The organism is Streptomyces sp. GESEQ-35, assembly GCF_017948485.1.
Taxonomy (GTDB): domain Bacteria; phylum Actinomycetota; class Actinomycetes; order Streptomycetales; family Streptomycetaceae; genus Streptomyces.
Genome location: NZ_JAFFSX010000033.1, coordinates 86,342 through 112,029, shown reverse-complemented (window position 1 = coordinate 112,029; position 25,688 = coordinate 86,342). Strand labels below are relative to the sequence as shown.

Below are 25,688 nucleotides of genomic sequence, written 5' to 3'. Positions count from 1 at the left end.
TTGCCTTCGGAGTGTCACGGGGCAGCGGCAGGGCGTCAATCGGTGGAGCGGCAGGACCGGGTGAGCGAAAGTTTCGGTGGGACGCGGCAACCTCGTCCGGCTGCGGCGGCGACTGGAACGCGTAACTTCCCCTAGGAAAGGAACGCTCCGTGCGTCAGAGCATCGGACGCCACCGCAGGACCCGCACCCTCTCGATCGCCGCGGCGGTCGCCGTCTCCGCGGGGCGGGAGGCGTCTGTGTCGGCCTGTCGAACGGCGGCGCCCAGGCCGCATCGACGACGGTCACCGTCTCCTCCACCGCGCAGCTGGAGTCGGCCGTCGCGAGCGCGACCGCCGGTACGACCATCCAGGTCCGCGGCGGCACGTACACCCCGGCGACCACCCTCAAGTCCACGGCGAACGGCACCGGTTCGGCGCGGATCACGCTGGAGGCGTACGGCGGCGAGAAGGTGAAGATCGACGGTTCCAAGCTGGGCGACGGCTCCTGGCTGGCCGGGATCTACGGCGACTACTGGACCGTGCAGAACCTCACCTTCCAGAACTCCCCGGCCCAGGGCTTCGTCGCCACGTCGTCCGTCGGCGGCGTCTTCAAGAACCTCGTCACCGCGAACAACGGCGACTCCGGGTTCACCCTGCGCGGCGACGGCACGACCGGCAACCTCGTGCAGAACCTGGACAGTCACGGCAACTACGACCCGGCCGGGCATGGCCAGAACGCCGACGGGATCGCCGTGAAGTTCGGCTCCGGCACCGGTAACAAGATCACCGGGGCGCGGCTGTACAACAACTCCGATGACGGCCTCGACCTGTGGCAGTTCTCCTCGCCGGTCACCATCGAGCACACGTGGGCCTTCGGCAACGGCAGGAACCGGTGGGGCGACTCCGCGTTCGAGGGCAACGGCAACGGGTTCAAGCTGGGCGGCGGGGGCGTTGTGGTCGCGCATGTCGTCAACAACAACGCGGCCTGGGACAACACGTTGAACGGGTTCACCGAGAACTCCAACGCCGGGGCGATCGTGCTGAACCGCAACACCGCGTATGCCAATGCCGAGGCCGGGTTCTACTTCGCCACCGGTAAGGCGCGGTTGGCGCGGAATCTTGCGGTGAGCAACAAGGGTGGGTTGTCGAAGGTGGGTTCCGGCACGGTGAGTGTGGCGAACAACTGGGACGGTGGGGTGAGTACGCCGGGGTTCAAGTCGATGGATGCGAGTACGGCGTACGGGGGGCGTAAGGCGGATGGATCGCTGCCTGCGACGGTCTTTCTGACGACTGGTTCTACGACTATTGGGTCGACCATGAACTGAGTTGTCGGCTGCGGGTTCGTCGTGGCTTGTCGCGCCCACGCGGCGGAGCCGCACATTGATACAGCCCCGCGCCCCTATGGGGCGCGAATGGCCCCGCCGATCGTCATCGGCGGGGCCATTGCTTTGCCGGCTGAGGGGGGCTCAGGCCGGCTCTGCTGACCGAGGGGGGCTCAGGTCAGCAGGTCTATGCAGTCGAACTGCGAGGCGTCCCGTCTTCCACGCACTGGTAGGGACGTTGAAAGTGAGGGTGTGGTTGTTCCCCCGGTGCGAACCCGTTGTGAGACGGCCGTTCGCGAAGGCTAAACGAGGATACCGTCGTTGACGTCTTTCACTCACTGGTACGTGAGGTCGGATGCCGTGAACTTGCAGGAGGTTCCGTCCGGGCCTGTGCCGACTTCGGTGGGCTCGGCGCCCGTGTTGTTGCCCTTGAAGCGGACGCACGTCTTGATCTTCTTGCTGCTGTCGCCGTGGATACGGACCTTGCGCAGCGCGGCCGTGTCGCCGTAGTTCGAGTTGATCCCGACGATCGAGTTCATCGGCGCGGTCACGTCCACGTCGTTGATGATGACCGTGCGCTGGTACTGCGTGGAGCAGTTGCCGCAACTCCGCACCAGCTTGCCGGAGTTGGCCACCTGGAACTTGGTCACGACCAGCTTGCCCGCGCCGTTGAACTGGAGGACCTTGTCCGCCCCGTTCTTCGCACCGCCGCCGTAGACCGTGTACACGGATGACGAGGACTTGCCCTTGAAGGTCGCCGCGTCCTCGCCGACGTCCGTCCACCACACGTTCTGGATCGTGCAGCTGCCCAGGCAGTGGACGCCGTCCGCGGCCGGGGTGCCGATGATCACGTTCTTGAGGACGGCGCCGTCCGCCAGCTGGAAGACCGGGTCCTGACCCTCGTCCTGGCTGTCGCCCCCCAACGCCCCGCTGCCGTAGAACTCCTTGTTGCCGCCGTCGTACGTGCCGGAGACCTTGATGGTGCTGCTCACGGCCTGCTTGCCCGTGGCGGTCGGCCAGGCGGACGCGGCGCCCGCGGAGGACAGCATCGCCGTGGTGACGATCGCCGCGCCCGTGATGCCGAGGGCGGTCGCTCCACCGATCACCGCCCGCCGCCTGGTGACCCGGCGACGGTGGCGGACGCGCTGTTCAGCTCGTGCAGTCATGCCCATTCCTTGCGTGGGAGGGGATCCTTACGTCTCCTGGTCGCCACGTGTGCGGAAAGGGTTGCCGCGTCCTCGGAACTTCTTTACGAATCGCCCTCGGCCGTCGAGTCGTCGCCCTCGTGGGCCGCGAAGTCGCCCGCCACGGACAGCTGTTGGCCGCCGGCGGTGGCCGTCGCCGCGTAGCCGTCGTCGGCCGCGTCACGGCCGCCGCGGGCGTGGTTGTACTGGCCCGCGAACACCCACTCGCCCTTGGCGACCGTCCGGTCCTCCTTGAGCACCCAGGTGTAGACGAGGAAGCCGTCCTGCTCGCCGACGGTGAGTGTGAAGTCCTGCTCGGGCAGCGACCGCCAGGCACCGGCGGAGCTGATCCCGCCGGTCTGCTTGACCTTCAACCGGACGGTCAGCGCCGTCAGTTGCTCATCGACTTCCAGGGTCACATTGCTCTGCGCCCAGAAGTCATTGCTGTGCGGGTCGACCGAGCCGTCCGACCGGAGCGGGCCGTCCTCCTCGCCGTGCGCGGGCGCCAGGGTGGCGGAGGGCGCGGACGGGGACGGCGATGTCTCGGGAGTGCTCGGCGCCTTGGACTCCGGTGGGGTGCTCGGCGTCGGGTCCACCGGCGGGACGGGGGCGCGGCTCGTCGCGTCGGGCGACGGCGCGGGGGTCGGCGAGACGGCGACCGACTGCTGCGGGGAGGGTTCGTCCTGCACGGCGGACGCCACCGCGTAACCGCCGACCGCCAGTACGCTCGCGACCGCGGCGGTGGCACTCACCACCCGCACCCAGCCGAACACGGGCGGGAGGGTGGCCCGGTGGTCGGGCCGGGTCTGCTCGGTCATACCGCGTTCGACGCGGGCCAGGATGCGCGCGCGGTCGGGCTCGTGCTGTCCGGCCGCCTCGTGCAGCCGGGCGCGCAGCTCGTCGTGCACGTCCCGCCGCATCGTCATCGGTTCCTTCCTCCGGCGTCACCGGTGCGGGCCATCGCCGCGTGCACCCTCTGCGGAGCTCCCTGTGTGCCGAGCAGTCTTTGCAGCTCGGCCATTCCCTTCGAGGTCTGGCTCTTCACCGTACCCACCGAGACGCCCAGGGCGAGCGCCGTGTCCTTCTCCGAGAGGTCGAACGCATGCCGCAGCACCACACAGGCCCGTTTGCGGAACGGCAGTCTGCGAAGCGCCTCTTGGACATCGACCACGCCCGCTATGTCAGGGTTCTCGGTCTTCTCCTCGCGCTGCGACCAGAACAGGGCGATACGCCGCCGCTCGCGGACCGCGCTGCGGATCCGGGTGCGGGCGAGATTGGCGACGACTCCGCGGGCGTACGCCACCGGATGGTCTGCGGCACGCACCCGGTCCCAGCGGTGCCACAGCGCCAGCAGCGCATCGGCCGCCAGATCGTCGGCGGCGTCCGACTCACCCGTCAGCAGATGGGCGAGACGCGACAGTTCGGCGTAGTGACGCTCGAAGAAGGCATGGAACTCCACGGAGGCGGCGTCGTCGACGACTGTGCCCACGGGCGACCTCTCCTGGCTGTGCGTGGCGTGTGTTGGACATGTGATCGTCCGGCGATCATCCGGCCGAGGTGCGGAAGCGTAACAGTGCTCGAATGTCAGGTTCGTACGAGGCTTCGAACGACGTGTGGCAGGCCGCACGGTGAGCAGCTCTGATTCCGTAACACGGAGAAAACCTGAAACAGGTTCAACACGGGAACAATCCAGCCAGCACCCGCACCGATCATTCAGGCAACAAGGAGTACGTGACCATGTCCGATTCGCAGAAGGTGGCCGACCGGCCAAGTCCCACGCCATCCGCGGCGAGCAGCCTCGACCGGTTCTTCAAGATCTCCGAACGGGGCTCCACCTTCGGCCGTGAGATACGCGGCGGCTTCGCCACATTCTTCACGATGGCCTACATCCTTGTCCTGAATCCGATCATCCTCGGCAGCGCCAAGGACAAGTTCGGCGAGCAGCTCGACGCCGTCCAACTGACCACCGCCACCGCCCTGGTGGCCGCGGTCATGACGATCATCATGGGCATCGGCGGCAATCTGCCCCTCGCCCTCGCCGCCGGCCTCGGCCTCAACGCGGTCGTCGCCTTCCAGATCGCCCCGCTGATGAGCTGGGACGACGCGATGGGCCTGATCGTCCTGGAAGGCCTGCTGATCTGCGTCTTGGTGGTGACCGGCCTGCGCGAGGCCGTCATGCACGCCATCCCGCAGCCGCTCAAGCAGGCGATCAGTGTCGGCATCGGCCTGTTCATCGCGTTCATCGGCTTCGTCGACGCCGGCTTCGTCACCCGCATCCCCGACATCGCGAACACCACCGTGCCGGTTCAGCTCGGTGGCACCGGCACGCTCACCGGGTGGCCGATCCTCGTCTTCTGCCTCGGAGTTCTGCTCACCGTCGCGCTGCTCGCCCGGAAGGTGAAGGGCGCGATCCTGATCAGCATCATCGCCATGACGATCGTCGCGCTCATCATCAACTCGATCGCCGACATCAAGGCCTGGGGTCTGACCACGCCCGAGTGGCCCGACAAGATCGTCGACACCCCCGACTTCGGACTCCTCGGCCAGTTCAGCCTGTTCGGCGCCTTCGGCGAGACCACGGCCATCACGGTCGTCCTGCTGATCTTCACGCTGATCCTGTCGGACTTCTTCGACACCATGGGCACGGTCGTCGGTGTCAGCGCCGAGGCGGGCCTCCTCGACGAGCAGGGCAACGTCCCGAACCTCGGCCGTGTCCTGCTCATCGACGGTGCGGCGGCGGTCGCGGGCGGCGCGGCATCCTCGTCCTCCGCGACCTCCTACATCGAGTCGGCCGCGGGTGTCGGCGAGGGCTCGCGCACCGGCTTCTCCAACCTGATCACCGGCGGTCTCTTCGCGCTCGCCCTGTTCCTGACCCCGCTGCTGACCATCGTCCCGCTCCAGGCGGCCGCGCCCGCGCTCGTCGCCGTAGGGTTCCTGATGATGACCCAGGTCAAGCACATCGACTGGGACAAGTACGAGATCGCCATCCCGGCGTTTCTCACCATCGCGGTGATGCCGTTCACGTACTCGATCACCAACGGCATCGGGGCGGGGTTCCTGGCGTACGTGGTGATCAAGTCGGTGCTGGGGAAGGCGAAGGAGGTGCACTGGTTGCTGTGGGCTGCGAGCGCACTGTTCTTGGTGTACTTCGCGATCGACCCGATCGAGCAGGTTCTCGGCGTGAAGTGAGGTTTCGCTGCGCGATCGGCTGCGGGTTCGTCGTGGCTGGTCGCGCAGTTCCCCGCGCCCCTGAAGGGGCGCTACTCGATCGCTGCTTCCATCATTGCCTTGGCCACCGGGGCCGCCAGGCCGTTGCCGCTTACCTCGGACCTCGCCGCATCCGACTGCTCGACCATGACCGCCACCGCGACCTGCTTGTCACCGGCCTTCGCGTACGACGTGAACCAGGCGTACGGCGTCTTGCTGTTGTTCTCGCCGTGCTGGGCCGTACCGGTCTTGCCGCCCACCGTCGCGCCCGATATCTGGGCGTTGGTTCCGGTGCCCTTCGAGACCACCGTCTCCATCGCGGACTGCAACTGATCGGCCGTGTCCGAGCTGACGATCCGCGTGGTGTCGGCCCCGTCGTCGTAGTTCTCCAGCACATCGTCACCGCTGTCGGTGATCTCCGACACCATGTGCGGGGTGACCATCTCGCCGCCGTTGGCAATAGCGGCGGACACCATGGCCATCTGCAACGGCGTGGCCGTGACGTCGAACTGGCCGATGCCCGTCAGCCCGGTCTGGGCCTTGTCCATCCCGGACGGGTACACGCTCGTATAAGCCCGCACCGGCACGTCCTGCGTCTCGTCGTTGAAGCCGAACTTGTCGGCCATCGCCTTCAGCTTGTCCTGGCCGACGTCGACGGCCATCTTCGCGAAGACGTTGTTGCAGGAGTACTGAAGCGCGGTGCGGATGTTCGCGTTCTCGCAGGGGGCGGAGGAATTCTCGTTCTTCAGCACGGTCGTCGTGTCCGGCAGCGTGTACGGGTTGGGGCTGTCCGTCTTCTCGTCCACGGACGAGTACAGCCCGTCCTCCAGCGCGGCCGCCGCCACGACCAGCTTGAAGGTCGACCCCGGCGGCAGCGGCTGGCGCAGCGCCCGGTTGGTCATCGGCTTGTCCGAGTCCTTGTTGAGCTTCGTCCAGGCGTCCCCGGCCGTGTCCGCGTCGGTCAGCGACGACGGGTCGTACGACGGGGTCGACACCACCGCGAGGATCTTGCCGGTCGTCGGGTCGATCGCGACGGCCGCGCCCTTCTTCTCGCCGAGCGCGTCGTACGCGGCCTTCTGCACGGCCGGGTCGATCGTCGTGACCACGTTGCCCGGATCGGCCCGCTTGTCGGTGACCGTGTCCATCATGGTCTTCAGCCGGGTGTCCGTGCCGTTGAGCAGGTCCTGGTAGATGCCCTCCAGCTGCGTGGGCGCGTAACTCTGCGAGGCGTAGCCCGTCACCGCGGCGTACAGCTCGCCGTCGGTGTACGTGCGCTTGTACGCGAGGTCGCTGCCCTTCGTCGGTGCGGAACCGGTGATCGACTCCCCGGCCACGATGATGTTCCCGAGCGGCGACGAGTACGTCTCGATCGCGTTCCGCCGGTTCTTGCTGTCGTCTGCGAGTGCCTGGCCGTCGTAGAACTGCACCCAGGTCGCCCGCACCAGCAGAGCGAACACCAGCAGCAGCGCGAAGACCGATGCGCGCCTGATCGTCTTGTTCATCCCGCCAAGAAGACGATCGAGGCGGTGCGGATCGTTCCATTCCGCCCGCCATTCTCATCGGGTGTTCATGAAGCCGGTCAGGACGACTTCAGGAATCCCGCCTCGTACGCGGCGATCACCGCCTGTGTACGGTCCCGGGTGCGCGTCTTCGCCAGGACGGCCGCCACGTGCGTCTTCACGGTGGCGGGGCCGACCCCCAAGCGCCGCGCGATCTCCGCGTTGGTCAGCCCGGCCGCCATGTGCCGCAGCACGTCGCTCTCCCGTCCGGTGAGCCTCGCCACCCAGGCCGGCGGCGTGGCGTACGCGCGCGCGTGCTCGGCGGCGAGGGCCCGTACGGCCGACGGGAACAGCAGGCTGTCGCTGTGCGCGACCAGCCGTACCGCCTGCACGAGCGCCTCGGCCTCCGCCCGCTTGAGCAGGAACCCGGCGGCTCCGGCACGCAGTGCGTCGTACACATAGGAGTCGTTCTCGAAGGTGGTGACGACGACGATGCGGGGCGGCGCGTCGAGCGTGGCGAGGATCTGCTCGGTGGCCCGGATGCCGTCTGCCTCCGGCATGCGGACGTCCATGAGGACCACGTCGGGGAGGAGGTCCCGTACGACCGACACTGCCTCCGCGCCGGTCGCCGCCTCGCCCACGACCTCCATGTCCGGCTCGGCGGAGAGGATCGCGCGTAGGGCGGTGCGGACCATGCGTTCGTCGTCGGCGAGGACGATGCGGATCGGGGGGCGGGTCATGCGGGTCCCTTCGTCGGCAGCCGTACGTGCAGGTGCCAGGTCCCCTCGGCGGCACCTGCCTGCGCCGTGCCGCCGAGCAGGCGGGCCCGGTCTGCGATGCCGTGCAGTCCGCTGCCGGGACGGGTGGGGGCGTTTGGAGGCCGTCGTCTGTCTGCGGGTTCGTCGTGGCTGGTCGCGCAGTTCCCCGCGCCCCTAAAGGGCGCTGCACCGAGGTTGCTCAGTGGGTTCTCCAGGGTGATGTCCAGGTGGGCGCCCTTGACCTCGATGTGCAAGGTCACTTCCTGGTCGTCCGCGTGCTTGACGGCGTTGGTGAGGCCTTCCTGCACGATGCGGTAGGCCTCGCGGGAGACGACGGGCGGCAGGGTCCCGGGGTCCACGGCGATCATGTCGGTGATGTGCAGGCCGCCCGCGCGGGTGCGGCGCAGGAGGCCGTCGAGGTCGGTGGCGAGTGTCGGGGCCGGGACGGTCGAGTCGCCGTCTCTCAACACGCCCAGGACGGCGTCGAGTTCGCCCACCGTGCGGCGTGTGGTGTCCTCGATGGCGGCGAGGGCCTCGCGGACGAACTCCGGGTCGGTGTCGAGGACGCGGCGGGCGGCGCTCGCCTGGAGGGTGACGGCGCTGAGGGCGTGGCCGACGGAGTCGTGCAGTTCGCGGGCGAGCCGGTTGCGTACGGCGAGGTCGGCGGCGCGTGCCTCGGCGGCCGCGAGCCGGTCCTCGGGGGTGGGGCCGAGCAGGGCGGGCGCCCAGCGGGCCAGCAGCGCGCCGGCGCCGACCGCGCAGGCGGCGAGGGCGACGAGCATGGCCACGCCCGCGACCGGCGACAGCGCCAACGCCCAGGGGCGGTCGAGGGCTTCGGGCAGCCCGAGCCGGGTGTCGCGCAGCCCGGCGAAGACCGGCAGCACGATCAGCACGACCGCGAACGGCGGCACCGCGAGCGACATCCCGGCGATGATCCCGCCGAACCCGAGATGCAGCGTGAACCAGGCCGCCGTACGCCCCTTCGCGGACCGGGTCCGCGCGGGCCCGTCGGCGAGCCGGTCCCCGTCCACACCGCACAGCGACCGTACGGCGGCGGCCTCGAGCGGCCGGGTCAGCGGGAACAGGGAGGTGAGGGCGGCGAGGGGCAACCCGATGGCGAACGAGAGGAGTTGGAGGGCGAAGGAGCCGAACACGTTCGTGGAGCCGGTCGCCGGGCCCGCGACCACCGAGCCGACCAGAACGTACGGCATGGCGAGCGCGCCGCCGAGAATCAGATGGATCCAACGGCGGCGGGCCTGCCCCGCGAACAGGAACCGGCCGAACGCTCTCACGCCGGTCGGTCCGCCGGGGCGGTGGACGGCTCGGCCGGCGGTGTCCGTGCCGTCGTGGCGACGGACCGCTCCGGTACCGGCACCGGTCGCCGCACCGCCCCGGCGGACCGCTCCGCGAGGAAGTGGGTGACGAGAGTCGCCACGAGGATGCCGACGATCATCTGGCCAGCGTAGGCGAGGTGCATCACCGGCGTAGGACGGTCGGCGATGTCGTCCACGCCCGGGAGGGACGCGAACGCGAGCCAGCCGCCCCAGCAGGCGGCGACACCCGAGCCGACCCAGGTGAGGGCGAGGGGCACCTTGACGGGCAGGGAGGGGGCGCTGCGGTAGGCGAGCAGCCAGGCTCCGGCCACGGCCGCGACGAGGAAGACGGCGGTCATGGCTTCCAGGACGTAGAAGTCGGAGGTCCGGTCGTCGGCCCGCCCCGCGCTGAGCCCGGCCGCACTGCCGAAGGCCCACAGGAGGTGCAGGGCGATCGGCAGCAGGGCGAGTACGGCGGCCGCGCCGGCCGTGACGCGCTGGGCGGCGCCGACCGCACCGAGGGGCAGCTCCCACACCCGTCCGCGCCAGAGGTGGCCCCAGCGGTCGCGGGCGTACAGCACGAACAGCGTGCCGAGGGCCAGGCCCTGCACGATGAACCCGGTGTACACGACCCCGAACACCCACTCGTCGAGGAAGGGCTCCCGGCCGGTGTCGGAGGCTTTGTTCACGCTGCCGCCGAGCGCCTTCACGAGGAGCTGCAACGGAAACCCGGTCATGATCGGCGCGAGCAGCCCGGTCGCGACCCACACGGGAAACGCCGGCAGCCACGCGGGCAACCGCAGACCCCACGGCCGGGTCAGCACCAGCGCCAGCACGATCACGGCACTGTCCAGCACCACGGAGAGAGTGTTGGCGACGGCCATGGAGGTCCGGTGCTCCAGCAGCGAACTGCCCTCCGGAATCCCCACCCGACTCCCGGCGACCCAGGCGGCCTTGAGGGCGAGATACGGCACGCAGGAGACGACGGCGACGGCACGGAGGAGCCGGCGGGACCTGGTGGCGACGAGTGTCTGCGTCATACGCCCACGCTCCCGCGCGGACCTCGGGGAGCGCCTCCTGCCCCACGACGATCCGCCTCCGCCGGACGGGGGAGGCGGCCTCAGCTCTCCGGTCTCAGCCCTCCGGCTTCAGCTCTCCAGCGTCAGGACGACCTCGTCGATCTCCTCGCCCCGCGCCTGGGCGAAGCCCCTGTCCTGGCCGGTCACCCGGAATCCGCACTTCTCCAGGACCCGCCGGGACCCCTCGTTGTCCGTCGCCGCCCGCGCGTACACCGGGCGTTCGGGCACCTCGGCCAGCAGGTCTCGCAGGGCCGCGGTGGCGATGCCCTGCCCCCAGTAAGCCCGGTCGACCCAGTACGTCACCTCGCGCTCGCCCGGCTCGCCGTAGACCGCCGCGTGCCCGACCACGTCACCGTCCGCCAGGATCGTCCGCAGGACGACGTCCGCCGAAGACCGGTTCCGCTTCCAGTGCGCGTCGAAGGCGTCCCGGTCGGCCGGGTCCTTCGGTGTGAAGGCCGCCATCCGCAGGGCCTCCGGGTCGTTCAGCAGCCGGTAGAAGACCGGCAGATCGCTGTCGTGGACCTCGCGGAGAACGATGTTCATCGGTCAGAGCCTCCTGGTCGCCAGTGTCAGCCGGTCCCGCGCATCGAACAGTGCGTCCTTCACCATCTGCTCGTGGGCGGGGGTCAGCCGCGCCACCGGCACCGAGCAGCTGATCGCGTCCCGGGCCGGGGTGCGGTACGGGATCGCGACGCCGAAGCAGCGCAGCCCCAGCGTGTTCTCCTCGCGGTCGACGGCGAAGCCCTGCTCCCGGACCTGGTGCAGCTCCTCGATGAGCTTCTCGCGGTCCGTGATCGTGTTCTCGGTGAGGGCGGGGAGCGTCTCCGGGAGCAGCTTGCGGACCTGTTCGTCCGAGTAGGTGCTCAGCAGCGCCTTGCCGAGGGACGTCGAGTGCGCGGGCAGCCGGCGGCCGACCCGGGTGAAGGGGCGCAGATAGTGCTGCGACTGCCGGGTGGCCAGGTAGACGACGTTCGTGCCGTCCAGCCGGGCGAGGTGGATGGTCTCCGTCGTGTCGTCCGACAGCCGGTCCAGCGTCGGCCGGGCCGCCGCGACCACCTCGTCACCGTCGATGTACGACGTGCCGACGAGCAGGGCCCGTACGCCGATGCCGTAGCGCGTGCCCGTCGCGTCCGTCTCCACCCAGCCCAGCTCGACCAGTGTGCGGAGCAGCATGTACAGGCTGGACTTGGGGTATCCGACGGCCTCCTGGACCGCCGCGAGCGAGTGCATTCCCGGGCGTCCGGCGAAGTATTCGAGCAGTTCAACCGTCCGTACCGCGGACTTGACCTGCGCTCCGCCCCCCGTCTCGACAGCCGACATCGCCCTTGACCCCTTCGTTCGACGGGAAATAGTCTCCGACAGCATATTCACCATCAGAGACAGCGTTCAGTATATCGAACGACCCTGGTGAATGACCCGTACTGCGGCATTACATGTGTGGAGGGACCCGCGGTGGCAGCAGCACCAGTCTGGAGTGTCGACCCCCGAACCGGGAAGCAGCGGGAACAGGTTGCGGTGGAGGCCACAGCCCAGGAGGTGGACGCCACTGTGCGCGCCGCGCAGGACGCGCGCGGTGCCCTGGCCGACCGTACGGTCCGCTCGGCCTTCCTGCGTACCGCCGCCGACCGGCTGGAGTCGGCCAAGGACCAGCTCGTCGAGGCCGCCGACGCCGAGACCGCGCTCGGCCCGGTCCGGCTGACCGGTGAACTCGCCCGCACCTGCTACCAGTTGCGCGCTTTCGCCGGCATCGTCGACGAGGGTGCCTTCCTCGACGTCGTCATCAACCACCCCGACGCCACCGCGACCCCGCCGATCCCGGACCTGCGCCGCTACAAGGTGTCCCTCGGCGTCGTCGCCGTCTACTCGGCCTCCAACTTCCCCTTCGCCTTCTCGGTCGCCGGCGGCGACACCGCGAGCGCGCTGGCCGCGGGCTGCCCCGTGGTGGTCAAGGCCCACCCCGACCACCCGGCCCTGTCCGAGCTGGTCGCGGCCGTACTGCGGTCCGCCGCCGCGGCGCACGGCATCCCCGCCGGCGTCGTGGGCCTCGTCCACGGCTTCGAGGCGGGCATCGAGCTGATCAAGCACCCGCTAGTCGCCGCGGCCGGGTTCACCGGTTCGGTACGAGGCGGACGTGCCCTCTTCGACGCGGCGGCCGCACGTCCGGTCCCGATTCCCTTCCACGGCGAGCTGGGTTCGCTGAACCCCGTGCTCATCACGGAGGCCGCGGCCGCCGAGCGCGCGGAGGCCATCGGTACGGGGCTGGCCGGTTCCATGACGCTGGGCGTCGGGCAGTTCTGTGTGAAGCCCGGGCTCGTGCTGGCGCCGCAGAGTGCGGCGGGCGACCGGCTGGTCAAGTCGCTCACGGAGGCTGTCAGCGACACCGAGGCGGGCGTGCTGCTCGATCACCGGATGCGCGACAACTTCGTGGCCGGAGTCGCCGAGCGGGCCGAACTGCCCGACGTGGACTCGCCGGTGACACCGGGCGCGGGCAGTCAGCACACCGTCAGCGCGGGGTTCCTGACCGTGCCCGCGCAGAAGCTGGCGGCGGAGGGTGAGCACGAGCTGCTCCTCGAGGAGTGCTTCGGGCCGGTCACCGTCGTGGCCCGCTATGAGGACGAGGCCGAGGCCACGGCCGTGCTGTCGCGCTTGCCGGGCAACCTCACCGCGACCGTGCATCTCTCTTCCGAGGAGGCGGCGGGGGAGGGGCGTGGGCCCGAGCTGCTGGCGGAGCTGACGCCGATTGCCGGGCGTGTGCTGGTGAATGGGTGGCCGACGGGGGTTGCGGTGGCGCCCGCGCAGCATCACGGGGGGCCGTATCCGGCGACGACGTCGACGTCCACGTCCGTGGGCGGTACGGCTATTGAGCGGTGGCTGCGGCCGGTTGTGTATCAGGGGGCGCCTGAGGCGCTGCTTCCTGCGGAGCTGCGGGACGAGAATCCGCTTGGGCTGCCTCGGCGGTTCAACGGGCTGTTGGAGCGGTAGCGGTTGCGCCGTAGGGGTGCGGTCGTCTGCGGGCTGCGGGCCGGCTGTGGCTTGTCGCGCAGTTCCCCGCGCCCCTGGGTGGGCCCACCGGGCCTGAGACAATAGAGCGATGGACGTCCAAGTTCCCGAACTTCCTTTCCCCCTCCGTGCGTATGGACCCGACGGGCACTGGGCCTACGAGGACGGGTTCCTCTCCGGGTGGGCCGGGTCCCGGCAGGATCGGTTCGTGCCGCCCACCGGTGAGGGGCTGGACCCCGCCTCTGATGCGCCTCGCCTCCTGGGCGCCCCTGTCGGGGACTTTCAGCTGATCGCCCGGGTCACCGTCGGGTTCGCGGCGGCCTTCGACGCGGGGGTGCTGTACGTCCATGTCGGTGAGCGGGCCTGGGCCAAGCTGTGTCTGGAGTACTCCCCGGACGTGCCCACCGTCTGCACGGTGGTCACCCGGGGACACTCGGACGACGCCAACTCCTTCACCGTGGAGGGCAGTTCCGTCTGGCTCCGGGTGAGCCGGACCGGTCGTTCCTTTGCCTTTCACGCCTCCCGTGACGGCGAACGCTGGACCTTCGTCCGGCTGTTCACGCTGGGCGGGGCGGAGGAGACCGGCGCCGCCCTGGTCGGTTTCATGACGCAGTCGCCGATGGGGGAGGGGTGTGTGGTGACGTATGACCACATCGAGTTCAGGGCCGACTGGCCGAAGGACCTGCGAGACGGCAGCTGAGCGACCTGGCTAACCGCCGTCGGCCAGGTTGTTGCGGTAGGCGTATCCCACCGCCTGGGCGCGGTCGTTGGCGCCGATCTTCGCGAAGATGCGGTTGATGTGCGTCTTCACCGTGGCCCGGCTCACCACGAGCCGGGCGCAGATCTCCTCGTTGGACAGCCCCTGGGCGATGAGGGTGAGCACCTCGGCCTCGCGCGGGGTCAGACCGTCCGGCAAGGCATCCCGTCGGGTGTCGGACGCGGCGGCCTCGGGCTGGAGGTGGGCGACGAGCCGAGCCTGGACCACGGGGTCGAGCCAGGTGCGTCCGCGGTGGACGTTGCGGATCGCGGCCTCGACCTCGTCGTCGTCCGCGTCCTTGGTCAGATAGCCACGGGCACCCGCGCGCAGCGCCGGGAAGACGGAGTCGTCGTCGGCGTAGGTGGTCAGCACCAGCACCGCGCTCTCCGGCGCCCTCTCCCGTACGGCAGACGTGGCCGCGACGCCGTCGAGCACCGGCATGTTGAGGTCCATGAGGACGACGTCGGGACGCAGCCGCTCGGCCAGTTGGACGGCCTCCGCGCCGTCACGCGCCGCGCCGACCACCTCGATGCCGTCCAGCATGCCGATCAGCAGGACGAGTCCGCCCCGCACGACCTGCTGGTCGTCCGCGACCAGGACCGTGATCCGCTCGCCGTCGTGCTCGGTCATACCGGGACCTCCATCCGCACCCGCCAGCCCTCCGGGGTCGGCCCGGCGCTCGCGCTGCCGCCGACCGCGCTCAATCGCTCCCGCATGCCCCGCAGCCCCAGGCCGGAGCCCTCGACCGGCGCGGCCGGAGGCGGCTCGGGTGTGGTGCGCCGGTCCTCGACCGTCAGGATCGTGCTCCCGGCGTCATAGCGGAGGGCCACCGTCGTGCAGGCCCCGCGGGCATACCGGGCCGCGTTCGTCAGCGCCTCCTGGGCGCCGCGGTACAGCGCGAGGTCGGCGTCCGTGGACAGGGCACGGCGTGCCCCCGTCACGGACAGCGTGACGTCGAGTTCCAGATCGACGCGGTAGCGCTCGACCAGCTCGGGCAGACGGTCCAGCGAGGGCGTCTGCTGTCCGCGCAGCGCGCCCACCGCGCGGCGTGCGTCGCCGAGTCCCTCCTTGACGAGCTTCCCGGCCCTGTCGAGGAGTTCCCGCAGGTCATCGCCGGCGCCGTCGCGCCGCGCCATCCGCCGCGCGGCCTGCACCTGTACCGCGAGACCCGACAGGGTCTGGGCGAGTACGTCGTGCAGGTCCTGGGCGATACGGGTGCGCTCGGCCAGCGCGGCCGCCTCGGCCTCGGCCGCCCGGGCGTCCGCCAGCTGCGCGAGCAGCAGTTCCGCCCGTTCCTCGTTGTCACCGGCCTGCCGCAGGGCGATCGCCATCAGGGCGAGGACCACGCAGAACAGCAGCTGGCTGAGCACGTTCCCCGCGCTGACGTCCGCCCCCGCGAGCTCGGCGGCGACGAGACCGCCCACCACGACGCAGCCGAGTACGACGGCCTGGCGCCGCGGGAGTACGAGAAAGGCGGACAGCACCGCCACCGACGGCGGCAGGACGGACGTGGAACCGGGCTGGACGACACCGAGCGCGAGCCCGAACCCGGTGATCAGCAGGCAGAACAGAACACACGACGCAGGGGCCACCACCTGCCACAGCCCGGAGGCGACGGCGGCCAGCGGCAGCAGGCAACCGGCCAGGACGAGGGTGACGACGAGGTGCTCCCCATGCAGGCCGGGCGCCGGGTCGGAGTACAGCGCCTGCACCACGATGGTGGCCATGATGCCCCACAGCACGGGCCGCAGCCGCCGGCTCCGGCGCTCGCGCCGGGCCCGGACGTCGGCGAGCGCCACGGCCAGTCGCGGACTGACCACGGCCGACGCGCCGCCCGCGAGATCCGTCATGGTCTGAAGGATAGGGAGACGCCCGGTGGCAGGCGCGACGGGCACCGGCCCGGACCCGGGAGGCCGGGGCCGAGCCGATGGGTTGCCGCCGGGTCGGGGACGTTGCCGGAGCGCCATCGGGCTCAGACCCGGGCCGCCGCCGTGGGGGCGTGCGAGGAGATCTGCCGGGCCTTGAGCCGCACCACCGCGAGCCGGAACATGACCTGGGCCAGGGCCATCAGCAGCAGCGCTGCCGTCCAGGCGGCGGCACCGGTGATCAGGTTGTCCTCGCTGAACCGGGCGATCGCCGTGGCGCCGCTGTGGTTGGCCCAGTACTCGAACCCGGCGCGCGCGGCCATGCCCACGATCCACAGGGCCGCGGCCACCGCCCCGGCCTTCGCCAGGGCGACGCCGTCCGAGGCACGGCTCAGCCGCGTGGTGGCACCACAGGCGATGCCCAGGACCGCACCGGCGACGACACCCACGATGTACAGCTGGACGTCGTGCCCCTCGGTCGGGAAGGACTTCAGGTAGTAGGAGGCCGCGGCGGCGACGCACACCACGGGCAGCAGCGCGTTGCGCAGGGTCTGGCGGGTGCCGCGGATCTGCGGGATGACCAGGAGGACCAGGGCCGCGGAGATCAGATAGTCGGTCGTCGTCATGCCCACGAGCGTGCCGCGCGGGACGCCTTTGAACGTCGGCCCGCGAGTTGACCGCGGGGTTGATCCCGTCCTCAACCCACGGGTTGACGTGCCCGCCCCGGGAGCCGGCAGCTGAGCAGCAGTGTCACCGCCAGCAGGGTCGCGCTGATCCCGAGGCTCCACCGCATCCCCGCCACGAAACCGTCGGAGACCAGCGTCCCGAAGGCGGCGATCCCCAGGGCTCCGGCCATCTGCCGCGCCGAGTTGAGCACCCCGGCCGCCAGCCCCGCCCGCTCGGCGGGCACGGCGTCCATCATCGCCGCGGTCAGCGGGGGCACCGTCAGTGCGCAGCCCAGCGCCATGGGGACGAGGAGCAGGGCCACCACGACCGCAGGCGTGCCGGTGTCGACGTACAGCAGGACGAGCAGTCCTACGACGGCCAGCGCCTGCCCCGCCACCATGGGCAGCCGTGCGCCGTAGCGGCCCGCGAGCTTGCCCGCCACCACGTTCGTCACCGCGATCAGCCCGGTCATCGGCAGGAACATCAGCCCGGCGGCCAGCGCCGAGCGGCTCTGGACCTGCTGGAAGAAGAGCGAGAAGACGAACACCATGCTGTAGAAGGCCACGCTGACCGCGGCTCCCGCGGCGACCGTCACCGCGACGGTCCGGTTGCGGAAGAGGCCGAGGGGCACGACCGGATGCGGCCGGCGTGCCTCGACTCGGAGGAACGCGGCAGCGGCGACCACGGCCACGCCCAGCGCCGTCCATCCCGCCGTCCCCCCTTCGATCACCGCGAACGTCAGTGCCGTGAGAGCCACCACCGCCGTCACCTGACCGGGCACGTCCAGCGGTGCGGGACGGCGCTGTGAGCGCGGGGCCCGGAGCAGCAGCGCGAGGATCAGCGCACCGACCGGCAGATTGACGAAGAAGATCCCGCGCCAGTCCCAGGCCGTCGTCAGCACACCGCCCACCACCGGACCCAGCGCCACAGCCGCTGAACCGCCCGCCGCCCACACGGCCACCGCACGCGCCCGCCGCGCCGGATCGGCGTACGCCTGCCGCACCAGCGCCAGCGAGGCAGGGAGCACGACGGCCGCCGCCACGCCCTGCACCACCCGCGCGCCGATCAGGGCGGGCAGATTCGGCGCCAGACCGCAGGCCGCCGAGGCGAGCGTGAAGACGGCGGCCCCGAGCGCGTACGCCCGGCTCGCCCCCGCCCGGTCCGAGAAGGCACCGGTGGACAGCATCAGCGCGGCGAAGGCCAGGGTGTAGGCCTCCACCACCCACTGGAGACCGGACATCCCGCCACCGAGAGAGGAACCGATCGCGGGCAGGGCCACGTTCACGATGGACGCGTCGAGGCAGACCAGCGCGAAACCGAGGAGGCCGGCGGTGAGGGTGAGGGCAGGGGAGGAGCCGTCGGGCTCCAACTCGCCCTCGACAGAGACGAGTTGGTCACCCTTGAGGGTCCGGTTCGTTGGCATGTCCTCATACTGCGGATCTCGGCCCCGGTACAGTAGTGACCGGATTGCCACACACCCGGAGGTTCTGGCCATGTCTCGACCACCCGGCCCGCGCCGTATCGCCGTCGTCGCGCCGTCGCCCGTGTCGATGTTCAACCTCGCCATCCCGGAGATGCTGTTCGACAAGGTCGAGGTGGACGGACGGCCCGGCTACGAGGTGGTCATCTGTGCGGCGGAGCCGGGGCCGTTGCCCACCAGCGGCGGGCTCGACCTGTACGTACGGCACGGACTCGAAGCCGTGCGGGAGGCGGACACGGTGCTCGTCGCGGGGACCGGGGAACCCTTCGAGCCGGAGTCGCGGATCGTCACCGCCGTACGTGAGGCCGCCGCCGACGGCAAACGGATCGCGTCCCTGTGCACAGGCGCCTTCCAGCTCGCCGAGGCGGGCCTGCTGCACGGGCGCGGGGCCACGACGTACTGGGCACACGCCGAGGAACTGCGCCGCCGGTACCCGCAGGTCGACCTGCGCGGCGACGTGCTGTACGTCCAGGACGGGCCGTACCTGACCTCGTCCGGCTACGCCGCCGGCATCGACCTGTGCCTGCACATGATCCGCACCGACTACGGCGCCGCCGTCGCCAACGAGGTCGCCCGCCTCGCCCTCGTCGCCCCCGTACGCCCCGGCGGCCAGACCCAGTTCACCCAGACCCCGCTGCCGCCCGAGCGCGGCATCGTCTGCGCCGACACCCGCGGCTGGGCCATGCGCAACCTCGACAAGCCGCTCACCCTCACCGACCTGGCCCGGCACGCCGGCGTCAGCGTCCGCACCCTCACCCGGCGCTTCCACGCCGAGAGCGGCGTCAGCCCTTTGCAATGGCTGCTGCACCAGCGCATCGAGCGCGCCAAGGAACTCCTGGAGACCACCACTCTGCCCATGGACCAGCTGGCCCGCGCCTGCGGCCTCGGCACCGCCGACTCCCTCCGCACCCACCTGGTCCGCCGCACCGGCCTCACCCCCAGCGCCTACCGAACCCAGTTCACCCGCCTCGGAACCACAACGCAGACACTCACGTCCTCGGCGGCATGATCAACGACAAGCGCCTCCGGGTTGGACCACCCGACTGGGTCGGAGGCGGACGCACAAGCACCCGCAGTCGCGTACGGCGAGAAGGGGACGTGGTGGGGGTGTCCGCCCGCAGCGGTTGGCGCGTCAACACGGGCAAGTTGGTAAGAAACCGATTCCGCGCCGTTCCGAGGACGGACACCCCCACCACGTCCCCGACCCACCACACACACCCGCAGGCGCAACGCGCACCCCACCGAACCCGCACGGGCCGCCGCAGGCATCCCAACCCCACAGCCGCAGGCACCCGCGGAATGAATCCCCGCCGTTTGAACGTTCACCTACTCCGGCGGAGGGAGTCTCCGCTCCCGTGCGACCTGGAGAGCCGAAGACATGCGCGTCGAGATCTGGAGCGACATCGCCTGCCCCTGGTGCTACGTCGGCAAGGCCCGCTTCGAGAAGGCGCTCGCGGCCTTCCCGCACCGGGACGAGGTCGAGGTGGTGCACCGGTCCTTCGAGCTGGACCCGGGCCGCGCCAAGGACGACATCCAGCCCGTGATCACGATGCTCACGAAGAAGTACGGCATGAGCGAGGCCCAGGCGGAGGCCGGTGAGGACAACCTCGCCGCGCAGGCCGCCGCCGAGGACCTGGACTACCGCACCCGCGGCCGCGACCACGGCAACACCTTCGACATGCACCGACTGCTCCACTTCGCCAAGGAACAGGGCCGCCAGAACGAGCTGATCCAGATCTTCTACCGGGCGAACTTCGCCGAGGAGCGCTCCGTCTTCAACGACGACGAACGGCTCGTGGAACTCGCCGCGGAGGCCGGCCTCGACGCCGGCGACGTCCGCAAGATCCTCGCCGACCAGGACGCCTACGCCGAAGACGTCCGCGCCGACGAACGCGAGGCGGCCGAACTGGGCGCGAACGGCGTGCCCTTCTTCGTCCTCGACCGCAAGTACGGCCTCTCCGGCGCCCAGCCCGCCGAGCTCTTCGCCCAGGCCCTCACCCAGGCGTGGGGCGAGCGACCGCCGCTGAAGCTGGTCGGCGAGGGAGCCGAGGCAGACGCCTGCGGCCCCGACGGCTGCGCGGTGCCTCAGGACTGAAGTCGCAGGTCGGGCACGACGTATAAGGATTCCTTCGCGGAACCACGCAGAAATACGCAATGGACTACGACTTCATCGAGGCCCAGAGTGGACCCATGGAGACCTTCGAGAGCTTCGTCCGTTCCGAGTTCGCCCCGAAGAACACCTATCTCAACACCGCGAGCACAGGGCTGATGCCGGCCCGCACGGTGGCCGCCATGCAGACCGCCGTGGAGGCTTCGGCCGCCGGTCGGCCGACCGACATGTTCGCCGACGTCGAGGCCGCCCGCGCCTCCTTCGCGCGCCTGACCCGGGTACCCGACCGCCGGGTGGCGGCGGGCGCCTCGGTCGCCGTCTACACGGGCCTGATCGCCGCCTCCCTCCCCGAGGGCGCCGAAGTCCTCACCGCCGAGGGCGACTTCAGCTCCACGGTGACGCCGTTCCACATCCGCGGCGACCTCAAGGTGCGCACCGTGCCGCTGGAGCGGATCGCCGACTCCGTACGGCCCGGCACCGCGCTGGTCGCGGTGAGCGCTGCGCAGTCGGCCGACGGCCGGATCGCCGACCTGCCCGCGATCCGCGCGGCCGCGCACGAGCACGGGGCGCGTACCTACGTCGACGCGTCCCAGGCCACCGGCTGGCAGGACCTCGACGCGGACGCCTACGACTACGTCACCTCCGTCGCCTTCAAGTGGCTCGTCTGCCCGCGCGGCGTTGCCTTCCTGGTCGTCCCGGAGGACCTCGGCGCCCTCACCCCGGTCTTCGCCGGCTGGGTCGCGGGGGAGGAGCCCTGGGACTCCTGCTACGGCCCGGTCGAGGAACTCGCCCACTCCGCACGGCGGTTCGACGAGAGCCCGGCACTCTTCGCCTACGCCGGCGCCCGCCACTCCCTCGCCCTGCTGGAGGAACTCGGCGTGGACGCCGTGCGCGCCCACGACCTGGCCCTCGCCGACCGGTTCCGCGGCGGCCTGGCCGCCCTCGGCCACGCACCCGTGCCGGCCCCCGGGTCACCGATCGTGTCCGTGCCCGGACTCGGCCACCGGCAACCCGACCTGAGCAGGGCCGGAGTCGAGGTCTCCGACCGCGCCGGCAACCTGCGCGCCGCCTTCCACGTGTACAACACATCCGCCGATGTCGACCGTCTGCTGGACGTCCTGTCTTCGTGAACCACTGGCGCGGGCCGCGCGAGGACGCTAGGAAGGGCACCAGGGGTGGTGGTGCCGTGGAGTCCACGGGCAATACGTCCGTCGAGCTGCCCGCCGACGCGGAGCTGCACCGGCGGCTGGTCTACGGCGACGAGTCCGCGCTGGCCGAGGCGTACACGGCGTACGGCGGCCTGGTGCGGCGCGTCGCCATGCGGGTGACCCGCAGTCCGGCCGCCGCCGAGGACGTGGCGCAGGAGGTCTTCGCCCAGCTGTGGAGCAGACCGTACGCCTTCGACGCGGGCCGCGGCTCGCTGCGCACCTGGCTGTCCATGCTGGCCCACCGGCGGGCCGTGGACTGGGTGCGCAGCGAGGCCCGGCACCGTAAGCACGCCGGAGCCGACGACTCCATGCTCCAGGCCATCCCCGACGCCCGCCCCGGACCCGACGAGACGGTCGTCGACCGCGAACGCTCCCTCCTCCTGCACTCCGCCCTCGCCGAACTCCCGCAGCCGCAACGGGAGGTGGTGCACCTCGCGTACTTCGCGGGCCGCACCTACCGCCAGGCCGCCGTCGAACTCGGCATCCCCGAGGGCACCGCCAAGACCCGGCTGCGCACGGCTCTGCGCACCTTGGCCGAATCTTTGGCCGACCCGCCCGATCCGGCGCTGGAAAGAGGCGCATGATGGCCATGGACAGGGTGCGAGGAGGTGCGGGGTGACCACGGAACACGACGGTGTACGGGATCTGCTGGCCGCCTGGGCGTTCGGCGCCCTGGAACCGGCCGACGAGCGGACGGTCCCGCCGCACCTGGCCCAGTGCGAGAGCTGCGCCGCGCAGGCGGAGCGGTGGCGCCGGACGGTCCGTCTGCTGGACGGCCCGCGCCCGAACGACACCCCCGAACTCCCCGCGTCCGACGTCCTGTCCGGCGCCCTGCGCACCCGCCCCGCCGCACCCCGCGTCGCCGCACACGCGGCCCCGTACGCGGCGGCCGTCGCCGGTCTGAAGGCGCTGCTGCCCGAGGCCGCCGGCCGCTGGGGCACGCCGGTCGTACACGACTGGGACGTGCACGCGACGATCGCCCACCTCCTCGCCGCCGACGAACACCTCGCCGGACTGCTCGGCGTCGACGCGCGGGTGCCGCCCTCGACGATCGTGGACGGCGCACCCTGGGGGGACGCCTGGAACCGGCGGACCGCCGACGTCATCGCCCACGAGTACCGCCGCAGCCCGGACGAGACGGTCGCGGACTGGTCCGCGCAGGCGGGCGCGCTGCTCGCCACCCCCGAGGCCCTGGACGCCGAACGGGCCTCCCACGCCGTGACGTTGATGGGGACACGGCTGCCGGTCGCCGACCACTTCGTGGTGCGCGCCTTCGAGGCGTGGATCCACACCGACGACATCGGCCGCGCCCTGGGCCTCGCGGTCCCGCCGCCGCCCGAGCGGCACCTGTGGCAGCTGGTCCGCCTGGCGGTCCGCATCCTGGGCCGGGCCCTCGGACCCACCGCGCCGCCGGTGCTGTTCGCGATCACCGGCGGCGAGGAGTGGGTGCTGGGTTCCGAGGACGAGCCCGTACGGGCCGAACTCGTCCTGGATCCCCTCGACTTCTGCCTGCTGATCGGCGGCCGTCACACCGCCGACGAGGTCCCGCACGGCGCCACGGGCGACCGGACGGCCGTACGGAACGTGCTGGAGCGGGCGGCGTCACTGGCTTGGCTGTGACACCGCCCGCTCACTGAAGGGCTGCTACTTGACGGGCGTGAAGTCCGTGGCCCCGATGAATTCCGGCCGCCGGATGGGCGCCGCGAACGGGTCGACCGCCGCGTTCTCCACGCTGTTGAACACGATGAACACGTTGCTGCGCGGGAACGGCGTGATGTTGTCGCCCGACCCGTGCATGCAGTTGCAGTCGAACCAGGTCGCCGAACCCGCCCGGCCGGTGAACAGCTTGATGCCGTACTGGCCGGCCAGCGCGGTCAACGCCTCGTCGGACGGCGTGCCCGCGTCCTGCATCTGGAGGGACTGCTTGTAGTTGTCCTTCGGCGTGGCCCCCGCACAGCCGAGGAACGTCCGGTGCGACCCCGGCATGATCATGAGGCCGCCGTTGGTGTCGTAGTTCTCGGTCAGCGCGATCGAGACGGACACCGTGCGCATGTTGGGCAGACCGTCCTCGGCGTGCCAGGTCTCGAAGTCGGAGTGCCAGTAGAAACCGCTGGCCCCGAAGCCGGGCTTGACGTTGATCCGCGACTGGTGGACGTACACGTCCGAGCCGAGGATCTGCCGGGCCCGTCCGACGACCCGCTCGTCCCGCACCAGCGCGGCGAACACCTCGCTGATCCGGTGCACTTCGAAGACCGAGCGGATCTCCTGCGACTTGGGCTCGACGATGGACCGCTCGTCGGCGCGGATCGCCGGATCGGTGACGAGCCGCTCCAACTCCTGCCGGTACACGGCGACTTCGTCCTCGGTGATGATCTGTTCGAGGGCGGCGAAGCCGTCCCGCTCGAAGGCCTGGAGGTCGGCCGCCGAGAAGGGGCCCGGCGTGCCGGGCGCGGACCAGACGACCGGGTCCTGGCGGGGTACGGCCACCTCGGAGGCGCCTCGGGTGGGGTACAGGTCCGTGATCGTGGTCATGAGATGTCAGCCCTCCTCGGTGAGCAGCGGGTACACGCCGTTCTCGTCGTGGTCCTCCCGTCCGGTCACGGGCGGGTTGAAGACACAGATGCAGCGGAAGTCCTGCTTGATCCGCATCGTGTGCCGCTCGTGTCCGTCGAGGAGGTACATGGTGCCGGGCGTGATCGTGTACTTCCGCCCGGTCTCGTCGTCGGTCAGCTCGGCCTCGCCCTCCACGCAGACGACGGCCTCGATGTGGTTCGCGTACCACATCGACGTCTCCGTACCCGCGTACAGGACCGTCTCGTGCAGGGAGAAGCCGACCTTCTCCTTGGCGAGGACGATGCGTTTGCTCTCCCAGGTGCCGGATTCGGCCTTCACGTGCCGGTCGGTGCCTTCGATGTCCTTGAACGAACGGACGATCACGGTGTTGAACAGCTCCTTATCTCGGGTGATTCACACGGTTTCGCGTACGGCACGAGCGAGGACACGCAGGCCCTCGTCGAGCTCTTCGGGGGTGGTGGTGAGGGCCGGCAGCAGTTTGACGACCTCGCTCTCGGGGCCGGACGTCTCGATGAGCAGCCCGAGTTCGAAGGCGCGCTTGGCGACCCGGTCGGCGCGGTCCTTGTCGTGGAACTCCAGGCCCCACACCAGACCGCGGCCCCGGTACTCCTTGATGTCGGCGAGGTTCTCCTCGGTGATGGAGATCATCGCCTGCTCGATCTGCTCGCCCTTGGACCGGGTCTGCTTCTCCATCGCGGAACCGTCGGCCCAGTACGCCTCCAGGGCCGCGGTGGCCGTGACGAAGGCGGGGTTGTTGCCGCGGAAGGTGCCGTTGTGCTCGCCCGGCTCCCAGATGTCCAGCTCGGGCTTGAACAGGCACAGCGACATCGGCAGTCCGTAGCCGCTGATGGACTTGGACACGGTCACGATGTCGGGCGTGATGCCCGCCTCCTCGAAGGAGAAGAACGCGCCCGTCCGTCCGCAGCCCATCTGGATGTCGTCGACGATGAGCAGCATGTCCTGCCGCTCGCACAGCTCGGACAGCGCCCGCAGCCACTCCGGGCGGGCCACGTTGATGCCGCCCTCGCCCTGCACGGTCTCCACGATCACGGCGGCGGGCTTGTTGAGCCCGGACCCCTGGTCCTCCAGGAGCCGCTCGAACCACAGGAAGTCCTCGACCGTGCCGTCGAAGTAGTTGTCGAACGGCATCGGCGTGCCGTGCACCAGCGGGATGCCCGCGCCGGCCCGCTTGAAGGCGTTGCCGGTGACGGCGAGCGACCCCAGCGACATGCCGTGGAAGGCGTTGGTGAACGACACGATCGCCTCGCGGCCCTTCACCTTCCGCGCCAGCTTCAGCGCGGACTCGACGGCGTTGGTGCCGGTCGGCCCCGGGAACATGACCTTGAACGGCAGATCACGCGGGCGCAGGACGAGGTCCTGGAAGGTCTGGAGGAAGCTGCGCTTGGCGGTGGTCGACATGTCGAGCCCGTGCGTGACGCCGTCCCGCTCCAGGTAGTCGATCAACGCCCGTTTCAGCACGGGGTTGTTGTGCCCGTAGTTCAGGGATCCGGCGCCGGCGAAGAAGTCCAGGTACTCGTGGCCGTCCTCGTCGTACATACGGCTGCCCTGAGCACGGTCGAAGACGGTGGGCCAGCCGCGGCAGTAGCTGCGCACCTCGGACTCCAGGGTCTCGAAGACGCTGAGGTCGGGCTGGGTGATGGTCACGACGAATCGCTCCTCGAAGCGTA

The 25,688-nt window shown here is 70.5% G+C and carries 24 protein-coding genes and 1 pseudogene; 9 read left to right on the top strand and 16 right to left on the bottom strand.

Going from position 1 to position 25,688, the window contains the following annotated elements; translation table 11 throughout:
* Positions 1–149: 149 nt before the first annotated feature.
* Positions 150–1,303 (top strand): annotated as a pseudogene (locus KCH87_RS42270) (right-handed parallel beta-helix repeat-containing protein).
* A gap of 332 nt (positions 1,304–1,635) precedes the next feature.
* Here the strand turns inward: KCH87_RS42270 and KCH87_RS42265 are convergent.
* From KCH87_RS42265 to KCH87_RS42255, 3 genes are all read right to left on the bottom strand, one after another.
* Entirely contained in the window at positions 1,636–2,466 is an 831-nt protein-coding gene (locus KCH87_RS42265; RefSeq protein WP_210593257.1) for a pectate lyase, read from the bottom strand.
* A gap of 83 nt (positions 2,467–2,549) precedes the next feature.
* The gene (locus KCH87_RS42260) at positions 2,550–3,410 is read right to left on the bottom strand and encodes a hypothetical protein (protein WP_210593256.1); all 861 of its coding nucleotides are present in this window, start codon (positions 3,408–3,410) and stop codon (positions 2,550–2,552) included.
* Positions 3,407–3,973 (bottom strand): SigE family RNA polymerase sigma factor, encoded by a 567-nt coding sequence (locus tag KCH87_RS42255; protein WP_210593255.1) that lies wholly within the window; start codon positions 3,971–3,973, stop codon positions 3,407–3,409. Before KCH87_RS42255 ends, KCH87_RS42260 begins: the two co-directional genes overlap by 4 nt.
* A 248-nt stretch (positions 3,974–4,221) precedes the next feature.
* On the opposite strand from KCH87_RS42255, the gene KCH87_RS42250 reads away from it, so the two are divergent.
* Positions 4,222–5,673 (top strand): NCS2 family permease, encoded by a 1,452-nt coding sequence (locus tag KCH87_RS42250; protein ID WP_210593254.1) that lies wholly within the window; start codon positions 4,222–4,224, stop codon positions 5,671–5,673.
* A gap of 71 nt (positions 5,674–5,744) precedes the next feature.
* Here the strand turns inward: KCH87_RS42250 and KCH87_RS42245 are convergent, their stop codons facing one another.
* The 6 genes from KCH87_RS42245 to KCH87_RS42220 form a co-directional block, all read right to left on the bottom strand.
* On the bottom strand, positions 5,745–7,193 hold the full coding sequence (locus tag KCH87_RS42245; RefSeq protein ID WP_210593253.1) for a penicillin-binding protein 2: 1,449 nt from the start codon (positions 7,191–7,193) through the stop codon (positions 5,745–5,747).
* A 77-nt stretch (positions 7,194–7,270) separates the two neighbouring features.
* A complete protein-coding gene (locus KCH87_RS42240) occupies positions 7,271–7,930 on the bottom strand; it encodes a response regulator transcription factor (RefSeq protein ID WP_210593252.1) in 660 nt (219 codons plus the stop codon).
* A complete protein-coding gene (locus KCH87_RS42235) occupies positions 7,927–9,240 on the bottom strand; it encodes a histidine kinase (RefSeq protein WP_210593251.1) in 1,314 nt (437 codons plus the stop codon). The genes KCH87_RS42240 and KCH87_RS42235 overlap by 4 nt, the downstream gene beginning before the upstream one ends.
* A complete protein-coding gene (locus KCH87_RS42230) occupies positions 9,237–10,301 on the bottom strand; it encodes a hypothetical protein (protein ID WP_247197607.1) in 1,065 nt (354 codons plus the stop codon). Before KCH87_RS42230 ends, KCH87_RS42235 begins: the two co-directional genes overlap by 4 nt.
* Positions 10,302–10,409: 108 nt before the next feature.
* Positions 10,410–10,883, bottom strand: a complete 474-nt coding sequence (locus KCH87_RS42225) for a GNAT family N-acetyltransferase (protein WP_210593250.1) — start codon at positions 10,881–10,883, stop codon at positions 10,410–10,412.
* A gap of 3 nt (positions 10,884–10,886) precedes the next feature.
* Complete coding sequence (locus KCH87_RS42220; protein WP_210593249.1) at positions 10,887–11,660, bottom strand: IclR family transcriptional regulator; 774 nt, start codon at positions 11,658–11,660, stop codon at positions 10,887–10,889.
* A gap of 132 nt (positions 11,661–11,792) precedes the next feature.
* On the opposite strand from KCH87_RS42220, the gene KCH87_RS42215 reads away from it, so the two are divergent.
* Together KCH87_RS42215 and KCH87_RS42210 are read left to right on the top strand one after the other, a co-directional pair.
* The gene (locus tag KCH87_RS42215; protein WP_210593248.1) at positions 11,793–13,322 is read left to right on the top strand and encodes an aldehyde dehydrogenase (NADP(+)); all 1,530 of its coding nucleotides are present in this window, start codon (positions 11,793–11,795) and stop codon (positions 13,320–13,322) included.
* 109 nt (positions 13,323–13,431) lie between these two features.
* Positions 13,432–14,040 carry a DUF1349 domain-containing protein gene (locus KCH87_RS42210; RefSeq protein ID WP_210593247.1) on the top strand — a complete coding sequence of 203 codons (609 nt, stop codon included), beginning with the start codon at positions 13,432–13,434 and terminating at the stop codon, positions 14,038–14,040.
* A gap of 9 nt (positions 14,041–14,049) precedes the next feature.
* On the opposite strand, the gene KCH87_RS42205 is transcribed toward KCH87_RS42210, so the two are convergent.
* From KCH87_RS42205 to KCH87_RS42190, 4 genes are all read right to left on the bottom strand, one after another.
* Positions 14,050–14,727: a response regulator transcription factor gene (locus tag KCH87_RS42205; protein WP_210593246.1), complete on the bottom strand. Its 678-nt coding sequence runs from the start codon at positions 14,725–14,727 to the stop codon at positions 14,050–14,052.
* Complete coding sequence (locus KCH87_RS42200) at positions 14,724–15,947, bottom strand: sensor histidine kinase (RefSeq protein ID WP_247197606.1); 1,224 nt, start codon at positions 15,945–15,947, stop codon at positions 14,724–14,726. Before KCH87_RS42200 ends, KCH87_RS42205 begins: the two co-directional genes overlap by 4 nt.
* A 122-nt stretch (positions 15,948–16,069) precedes the next feature.
* Complete coding sequence (locus KCH87_RS42195) at positions 16,070–16,588, bottom strand: hypothetical protein (RefSeq protein WP_210593244.1); 519 nt, start codon at positions 16,586–16,588, stop codon at positions 16,070–16,072.
* A gap of 71 nt (positions 16,589–16,659) precedes the next feature.
* Complete coding sequence (locus tag KCH87_RS42190) at positions 16,660–18,051, bottom strand: MFS transporter (RefSeq protein WP_210593243.1); 1,392 nt, start codon at positions 18,049–18,051, stop codon at positions 16,660–16,662.
* Between the two features lie 70 nt (positions 18,052–18,121).
* Here KCH87_RS42190 and KCH87_RS42185 point away from each other — a divergent pair, with 70 nt between their 5' ends.
* The 5 genes from KCH87_RS42185 to KCH87_RS42165 all read left to right on the top strand — a co-directional run bounded on the left by KCH87_RS42185 (position 18,122) and on the right by KCH87_RS42165 (position 23,046).
* Entirely contained in the window at positions 18,122–19,117 is a 996-nt protein-coding gene (locus KCH87_RS42185) for a GlxA family transcriptional regulator (protein ID WP_210593242.1), read from the top strand.
* Positions 19,118–19,486: 369 nt separating this feature from the next.
* Entirely contained in the window at positions 19,487–20,203 is a 717-nt protein-coding gene (locus KCH87_RS42180) for a DsbA family oxidoreductase (protein ID WP_210593241.1), read from the top strand.
* Positions 20,204–20,262: 59 nt separating this feature from the next.
* Complete coding sequence (locus KCH87_RS42175) at positions 20,263–21,348, top strand: aminotransferase class V-fold PLP-dependent enzyme (RefSeq protein WP_247197605.1); 1,086 nt, start codon at positions 20,263–20,265, stop codon at positions 21,346–21,348.
* 56 nt (positions 21,349–21,404) lie between these two features.
* A complete protein-coding gene (locus KCH87_RS42170; protein ID WP_210593240.1) occupies positions 21,405–22,010 on the top strand; it encodes an RNA polymerase sigma factor in 606 nt (201 codons plus the stop codon).
* A gap of 31 nt (positions 22,011–22,041) precedes the next feature.
* Positions 22,042–23,046 carry a maleylpyruvate isomerase family mycothiol-dependent enzyme gene (locus KCH87_RS42165; RefSeq protein WP_210593239.1) on the top strand — a complete coding sequence of 335 codons (1,005 nt, stop codon included), beginning with the start codon at positions 22,042–22,044 and terminating at the stop codon, positions 23,044–23,046.
* Between the two features lie 24 nt (positions 23,047–23,070).
* Here the strand turns inward: KCH87_RS42165 and thpD are convergent, their stop codons facing one another.
* From thpD to ectB, 3 genes are read right to left on the bottom strand one after another with little or no spacing between them, the layout of a single operon-like run.
* Positions 23,071–23,958 carry an ectoine hydroxylase gene (gene thpD / locus KCH87_RS42160; protein ID WP_210593238.1) on the bottom strand — a complete coding sequence of 296 codons (888 nt, stop codon included), beginning with the start codon at positions 23,956–23,958 and terminating at the stop codon, positions 23,071–23,073.
* Between the two features lie 6 nt (positions 23,959–23,964).
* A complete protein-coding gene (locus KCH87_RS42155) occupies positions 23,965–24,363 on the bottom strand; it encodes an ectoine synthase (RefSeq protein ID WP_210593237.1) in 399 nt (132 codons plus the stop codon).
* A gap of 30 nt (positions 24,364–24,393) precedes the next feature.
* Positions 24,394–25,665, bottom strand: a complete 1,272-nt coding sequence (ectB, locus tag KCH87_RS42150; RefSeq protein WP_210593236.1) for a diaminobutyrate--2-oxoglutarate transaminase — start codon at positions 25,663–25,665, stop codon at positions 24,394–24,396.
* Between the last annotated feature and the right edge of the window lie 23 nt (positions 25,666–25,688).